Source organism: Mycoplasma sp. 21DD0573, assembly GCF_034863425.1.
GTDB lineage: Bacteria > Bacillota_I > Bacilli_A > Mycoplasmatales > Metamycoplasmataceae > Mycoplasmopsis.
On sequence record NZ_JAYFEZ010000006.1, the window covers coordinates 45465 to 53521 of the forward strand.

The 8057-nt window shown below is 25.8% G+C and carries 5 protein-coding genes and 1 rRNA gene; 4 read left to right on the forward strand and 2 right to left on the reverse strand.

Going from position 1 to position 8057, the window contains the following annotated elements; translation table 4 throughout:
• Positions 1-76: 76 nt before the first annotated feature.
• On the forward strand, positions 77-2173 hold the full coding sequence (locus VBM86_RS01290) for a hypothetical protein (protein WP_323177603.1): 2097 nt from the start codon (positions 77-79) through the stop codon (positions 2171-2173).
• A 222-nt stretch (positions 2174-2395) separates the two neighbouring features.
• Here the strand turns inward: VBM86_RS01290 and VBM86_RS01295 are convergent, their stop codons facing one another.
• Both VBM86_RS01295 and VBM86_RS01300 read right to left on the reverse strand, forming a co-directional pair.
• Positions 2396-4303: a M13 family metallopeptidase gene (locus VBM86_RS01295; RefSeq protein WP_323189597.1), complete on the reverse strand. Its 1908-nt coding sequence runs from the start codon at positions 4301-4303 to the stop codon at positions 2396-2398.
• A 116-nt stretch (positions 4304-4419) separates the two neighbouring features.
• The gene (locus VBM86_RS01300; protein ID WP_257089500.1) at positions 4420-4635 is read right to left on the reverse strand and encodes an MAG6790 family protein; all 216 of its coding nucleotides are present in this window, start codon (positions 4633-4635) and stop codon (positions 4420-4422) included.
• Between the two features lie 153 nt (positions 4636-4788).
• On the opposite strand from VBM86_RS01300, the gene VBM86_RS01305 reads away from it, so the two are divergent.
• The 3 genes from VBM86_RS01305 to VBM86_RS01315 all read left to right on the forward strand — a co-directional run.
• Positions 4789-6969, forward strand: coding sequence for an MYPU_1760 family metalloprotease (locus VBM86_RS01305; RefSeq protein WP_323176597.1), 2181 nt, complete (start codon positions 4789-4791; stop codon positions 6967-6969).
• 33 nt (positions 6970-7002) lie between these two features.
• Positions 7003-7650 (forward strand): DUF402 domain-containing protein, encoded by a 648-nt coding sequence (locus tag VBM86_RS01310; RefSeq protein ID WP_257089504.1) that lies wholly within the window; start codon positions 7003-7005, stop codon positions 7648-7650.
• A gap of 190 nt (positions 7651-7840) precedes the next feature.
• Positions 7841-8057: ribosomal RNA gene (locus tag VBM86_RS01315) — 16S ribosomal RNA — on the forward strand; the annotation flags it as partial.

Below are 8057 nucleotides of genomic sequence, written 5' to 3' on the forward strand. Positions count from 1 at the left end.
TCTATCTATATCTATATTAACTGCAACAATTTTAACACCTCCTTTCTTTATTAACAGTTGTAATGAAGAAGTGTATTTGAGAGAGAATTATAACATATGAGAAAAAGTGGATGTTGAACCTGCTTTTAAATTAAAATCATTTAATCTAGTGAGTGATGATTATGCTGTGCACATAAAAGATAAAGTGAAGAATGAAATCGATTTTTTATCAGCAAACTTGAAATCTACATTTTTGAAAGATATAGAAATAGATTACGATTCGGCTTTAAATAATTTTATTTTAAACAGAAATAAAATTCAATACAAAATTAGCACAACAATAAAGGAAATTAAAAGTTATTATGATGAGTTACCTGATGAGCCTAACAAAATGTCTACTTTTGAATCTTTTGAGCATAGAAAATTGGATATTTTATTAAATTATTTAAAAAATGCTAAACCTAACATTTTATCAATTCATAAAACAAACCATTTAGCAAGTGTTTCTAGCGATACAAATAAAAAATTGAGCAGTTTAATGAATGACATTAAACCAATTAACTCAAAATTTAAAATAAATTGAAATGAATTTAAAAAATTTTCAAAAGAGTATGATATTAGTTTCCACAATGACGTTGCAAAATTCAATAAGTCTACAATACAAAATAAGTTTGATCAATTTTGATTTACTCACCTTTTAATGAGTACCTTTAATCATAAAAACTTAAACGCTGTATTTGATTTTGACAAAAGTAGTGATCCTATTCTTAATTTCATTGAATTAGCAGATAAATTTATTAATCTGTGAGAGTTAAATTATAATTTTGAAAAATATGCAGTCGCTAATAAATATAATGACGATAGGATTTTCATCCCTAAAATTACTTCATATTATGACGAAGTTCCTCCAGTGAAAATCTCAGACTTTGACAAGCACATACAGGACAGGATTGAGAATTCCGATTTTCTAATTCAAATTCCTGTAGTGAATAATCATAATCATGAACTTGATGAAATTTTAAATGGAATGTTTTCTAAATTTAATAATCATGATAGTTCTTATTGAGATTATGTTTATAATAATATTATTCATCCAAGATATGTTAATTATGCATATAGTAGTTCTAAGAATTATGAAGTAGAAAGATATTACTTCTATATTAATTCTGCATATTATTTTAAAAATAAAAATACTAAACAAAATGATTCTCCAATATGAGTAATAAACTCTTTAACATCATCTAGAGACAAAAATACTAGTTTTCCCGAAGATAAATATTGATTAATGTCTCAAAACGAAATAAACGGTAATAATAAGAATAATCACTCACTATTTTATGATGCTATTATAAAAGATGATATTGAAATTTTAAACACTTATCAAAATTCGAATAATCATAATGATGCAAAAAAATGATTCAAACCTACTGAAGATATCCTAGTTTGATTTGACCCATTAAAAGGAGTGGATGAGTGATATGAATTTTCATCTAGAAATAAAGATAATAATTTCTACATAATAAATAAATACAATAATAGGGTTTATTTAAATCCTAAAGGTAATTTGTACAGTAATGAAACATCACAAATAATATTCGATGGCCTTACTATTAACCAGTGACTAGGTCTTGAGAATTTGGATAAGATAGATGAAAATAAGATTCCTATAGAATATGCAAAATATTTAGAAAAATTTAAGTCAATTTTTAATAAAGTGGAATATCGAAAAAATGACACTTGAACAAAAGTTTATGAGTTAATTACTTTATTTGGACATGAATCTGAATATTTAAAGGAATCAGGTTTGGAAGGTTTTAAAACAAAAATTAGAAATGCAGATTATTCTATTCTAGGAGATAACTATAATATTTCTTATTCGTTTGATGCATCTGAATTAGATAAAATTGCAAAATATATAAATAAGGATGAATTGTTATCTGCTTATTTGAACAAAATAGACTATATAGTCAATAAATTGAAAGAAATTAAAAATGAAATTTTAAGTTGATCTGAAACTGATGATTCTAAGTTTAAAAAACATTTAAGAAATTATTTAAATATACTTCATAAATATGATAATTCAAAACAAAATAATGACAAATATGATGTATTAATAAATTCAAAAATACTTAGTCAAATAAATGATACTGTTGAATTTATTAATCAATTACTTATGAATTTAAAGATTAACTAAAATCGAATTTCACTGATTTGTAAAGTGAGATCCTATAACCTTAATTAAATCAAAACAAGAAAAGTAGGCATAAAATAAAAAACTGTCTACTTTTCTTGTTCTAGTTTGACAGCGGTCGTCTATTTATTTTTTTAAATTTCAATATTTAATCAAAAACCTCAATATAACTATCACTAAAAATGTGTTCGTTATATTGAGGTTTATATTTTTCAATTTAGTTAATTATCAAATTTTGATTTGTTCTTCTTCAGGTAAAAACATTTGATCATTTTCATTTAAGTTATAAGTTTTTGTAAAATCTGGATTGTTTAATAAAACAACATTTCCACGTATTTCTGAAGGTGAGTGAACATCAGATTCCAATCTTCTTTTTGCGCTTCCTTCTGTGATAATCATTCTTCAAACTCTAGCTCAGTTTTCGAAGAAGTTTTTTGGATTAAAGTCATTTTCAAGTTTAGCAGCTTCAAAGGCACATGAAACTCCACCGATATCAGCAATATTTTCAGAAACTGTTAGTTTTCCATTAACTTTTCCATATTTAGTTTCCTTACCATCATATAACTTAATAACAGCGGCAATTTTTTCGTCAAATTTCACTCTATCTTCATCAGTTCATCAGTTGTTTAAGCTTCCATTTTCATCAAATTGTGAACCGTTGTTGTCAAATGCATGTGAGATTTCGTGAGCAATAACTGCTCCAATTCCTCCATAATTTGCAGATGAAGATTGATTAATATCATAATAAGGAGCTTGTAAAATTGCAGCAGGGAAAACAATGTGATTTGCAAATGGATTAAAGTAAGCATTAATTTCTGCTGGAGACATTGATCAATACTTATCATTCTTTAATTGATTGTATTGCGATAAGTTATATTGAGTCTTAATTGATTCAAAGAATAAAACATTTTCTAAAATATTTGAACCTTGCTCATATGTCTTAACAACAAAATCTTTGTAAAATGGTCTGATGATTTCTGGGTATCCAACCATGACACCTAATTTGTTCAATTTAGTAATTGCTTTCTTAATTGTTTCTTTTGATAATCATGTGTTTTCTTCCAAGTTTTTCTTATAGACTTCAATCATATTAGCAACCATATGTTCTACATCTTTTTTAGCTTTCTCTCCAAAGAAATGTTTTGCATAGTACATACCTAATGGTTCTTTGAAATATTTAGTAGCTAAATCATAAGCGAACATTTCTAAATCTCTTGGTTTTTGGATTGAGTAAATTGCGTTTTTAAATTCTGTTGCTTTAATTCTTGTTTCTTCATCTAAATATGAGGCAGCAAAAATTAAGTTTTTAATAAAGAATAAGGCTTTATATTCTTCGAATGTTTCGCTATTGAAAATATTGTTTAAGTTTTCAATAAATTTAACGTTTGAACAAGGCATCATTTCAACTTTTTGGCCTACTAATTGCTCTGCAATGTTTGGAATATTAAAAATTGAACTTTTATCGGCATATCATAAGATTTCTCTAGGGTTGTATAATGAAACATAATCAGCCTTTTGAACATCTGAAAGAACATAATCTTTAATTTTTAAATCAAAAGCAATAGCTTTATTAATTAAATCATTTGATTTTCTTTCATCAAATCCGTATTTTTGTAATAAATCAAAAACCATATTAATTCATACAGTCATTAATCTATTTGCTTCTTGTTCATTTTCATATGTTTCTTTTGATGGCAAAATTAAGCTAAATTCATCAAGTCATAAAACTTGTAATTTATTATTTTTAAAATCTTCCCCAACACCAAAAGATAAAGGTAAAGATACATATCTATTATTAAAGTAATCAAAATTTGAAGCAAGTTGTTCAAATGATTTTAATTCTTCAATATTTTTAAGAAAATCTTTAGCCGGTTTTATTCCGATTTCTTTTCTCTTATCTTTATCAATAATCATTTTGTAAAATTCAACATACTGCTTCATCATAGGATCATTAGGTAATTCTTTTTGACCATTAGCTCACTGAACTGTTAAGTCTTTAAGCAATTTTTCTAATTTGATATCTAATTCACCAAATGCTGACATTGATGATCTATCTGATGGAATTGTAGCAGTATTTAATCATTCATAATTAACGTATTCATAAAAATTATCTTCTAATCTAGGTTTTGACATTTTAACTCCTTATAATTTTCTTTTTATTATATAGCAATTAGAGTTTTTTAAACAAAAACCACCAAAAATTGGTGGCACATATCTATAAAACTAATATATAAATTCTATTTAATAAATTAAACAACTTTAACTGAAACTTCTTTAGAATGTGATTTACCTTCCAAATTGTTTCTTTCTATATGGAATATTTCAATTTTTTCATTTCCCTTGGTGTGTAATCCGTGTTTTTGACCACGGCGAAATCCTTTAATTTGACCTTCTAATTCGTCAATTGTGTTAGCTTGTGCAATAACTTCACCACTAGCTACTAATTTTGCTTTGTATTTGTACATAAGCACCTCCGATTTCTTACACTTTTATTCTATAACTTTTTGAGGTCTAGTTATCAAAAATTTAATATTTTCTAGTAAATTTTTCACATTTATGAAAAAAATAATTACAACACTTCTTATCATATTTGAAGATAAAAAGTGTATGATTTAAACATGACTAAATTACGTAAATCTTTATTGTTTTTAACTGGTTCAATTTTAGGTCTAGGAACACTTGTGACTAATTCATGCAGTTTTCTAGATATTTTTAAATCTTCCGGAAATGGTGATAAAAAACAAGTTAATAAAGTTAAATTAAGATTTACAAATTACACACATCCTACAATTGCAGCTTCTAATGTAGTCTCAATTAACGATAAAGAATTTATGAAAACTTCATCAAAAAGTAATGATGAAGTTAGTCAATTATTAAATAGATTTGAAACTGAAAAAAATAATGTGCATGAATATGAAGAAACTAATGGATCCTGCTATTTTGAATACATAGATCCATACACAAATGTGACCTTTAGAGACTATGCATATTATGTTAGTGAAGACAAAAGTGAACGTAGATATTTATTAGGTCCTGAAGGTTTAGTTTTATATGCTCATGAATTTAAAAGAAAAATTCCATTCAGTACTGAAGTTTTTGATCTTGAAGCTATAAATATAAATAATTTTAGTGTAATAGATAATACTGCAAACGGTTTATATATTCCAAATATTAAAAATATTTTTATTAATGGTTTCTTTTTTTGTGAATCAGGAATGAGCCTTTATGAAATTATTGCTTATATGATGCAAACAACATTCCACGAATATATGCACCATTGAGCAAACTCATATGCAGAAATTGCATTTAAAAAAGATGTACTTGCAAAATATTATAGTTTTGAAAATGATGATTCACATTTAGTTAACCCATCAATTATTTATTATTCACCTGGAGCAACAATTAAAGATCAGCATAATCATCTTTACATTCAATATTGAAATAAATCGTTTGTTGATTCATTTCAATATTTATCAAACTATGATGTAACTTCAAAATCAAAAATCTCTGATGAAACTTGAGAAATATTAAGAGCAGATAATAACAAAAAAAACAGTTTTATTCATAATGTTTTTAGTCCAAAAGATATTTGAGATCTTTCAAACGGAAAACCAAGCAATCCTGATGTAATTGAACTTAATAGAAAATTAAAAGAACATTCAAAATTGTATTATTCACCTGATACAAAGTTCGGTCTTTCATCAAATAATATTCGCTACTATTATTCATTGACTGAATTAGTTCCTAGAGAATATTTAAAATATGGTTTTGAACCTTACTTTAATATAAATTTACCAAATCCAATTGGTCCTGCTATAGAAGATTCAAGAAATAAAGGTCAAGATATCTTTACAATGAGTTATTTTAGCTATGCTCATATTGATAAAACATCTTCAGCCACAACTTACACAATTTCACCAACATCTTTAGCAGATGATATGAGTAAAGTTTTCTTGAATAATTTTGATTCACAATATAGACAAGGATGATACATACAAGGTGATTTAACAATTCAAGAAAATTCAAACAGAACAAGAACTTATAAAAATCAATCTTCAATTCTTCTGCCAACAACACCTTTTGCTTTATCTGAATATCAACCTCAAGTAGGATATAGAACCAAAACTGAATATTTAAATCTTCAGAAAATAAAACAAGATAAATCAGTTGATTTTTACAAATTATTTTTAGATACAATGGGTTATGGAAAAACTATTTCACAACTATATTATGATAATAGTGGATGAAAATGAATTGATTCAGAGCATTCACAAATTGAAAATAATGAAGCAAATCAACATAAAATCAAATTAAGTGGTTACTTAGATTCAAATGAGTACACAGGGTTTGTCTTCGTTAATCCAGATAATAATCAAGTTACTGCAACATCAAAAATTAAATACTTAGATACATTCAATTTTTTTGGTCACAAAACTTTTGATAAAGGTGCATTGTTATCAAATTCATTAACATCAGAACAAGCTCAGCAAAGAGAAGAGCAATTAAATAATAGAATTTATCCAAATTCATTAAATGAATATACAAACGCTTTATTTATTCCATATATTTCGGAAGATTTCATTACAAAACCAAGTAATAATTCAGTTATTTATTTATGAAAAGATTTGAATAACAATAATATTGCTGAAGAAAATGAAATTTTATTAGAAAAAGAAATAACACTTCCTGAAAATAGATGAGTAACAACGGCAAGATCAACAAAAAATGAAAATGTTTACAATATAATAAAAACTACAGATAATAAAGTTAAATTAGATTTTCATAAATTATTTAGATAGTTAAGATATTTACAAGCAAACAGAAAGGGATTTATGCTATGAGATTTTTCTAAATTAAAAGTTGGACAAATGATTAATGTTCAAGCTTATAAACATAATGGTCATCTTTATAGACAATGAAATTCTGTAAAAGTAATTTTTCATAATAAGAGACATATTGTTTTATTTTTAAAAAACACTAAAGTGGCTGAATATGAAAGAGATGTAAATGGGTGAAGATATAAAGAAAATGCAATTTGATTTATTCCGAAAGATTCAATGTACAATGCAATTGTTCTTTTAAAGGAAAGTGGTTCTTATTATTATATAAACCTTGCATCACGTCCAATTTTTGAAGATGACACGCTTAAATTTATTGATTATGATTTAGACATAAAATGTTATCCAGATAAAGAATTGCAAATTGTTGATAGAGAAGAATTCGCTGAACATTCAAAAGAGATGAAATATCCCGAATCATTAAGAAAGACTATTTATGATGAAATTAAAGACATCATTTCTTTATATAATGATTATGAATATTTCTTTTCAGACGAAGTTATTGCATACTATTTAAAAGTTTTATATGATGATAAATTAATAACAGAGAAAACATATAATAAATTATTAGACACTAATAATAGAAGAAAATACAATGAAGAAACTTCAATGTTTGCTGATATTTCAAAAATATACAAATAACAAAAACTTTAATACTGTCCATTAAACTATGATTTGGATAGTATTTTTTTAATCAAAAGTTCAAATAAAAAATTCGAAAAAAATTTTTAAAAAAACTTTGAATAAAAAAAATAGTGTTATAATATTCATGCTTTTGATAGCGAAGAAGTTCTTTGAAAACTAGATATATACAAGACATGACAAGTCAATTTTTTTCGAGAGTTTGATCCTGGCTCAGGATGAACGCTGGCTGTGTGCCTAATACATGCATGTCGAGCGAAGTTCTTTGAACTTAGCGGCGAATGGGTGAGTAACACGTACTTAACATGCCCTTTAGATTGGGATAACGATGAGAAATTATCGCTAATACCGGATACTTATATGGAACGCATGTTCTATATATAAAAGGAGCCTTAAAGCTTCACTAA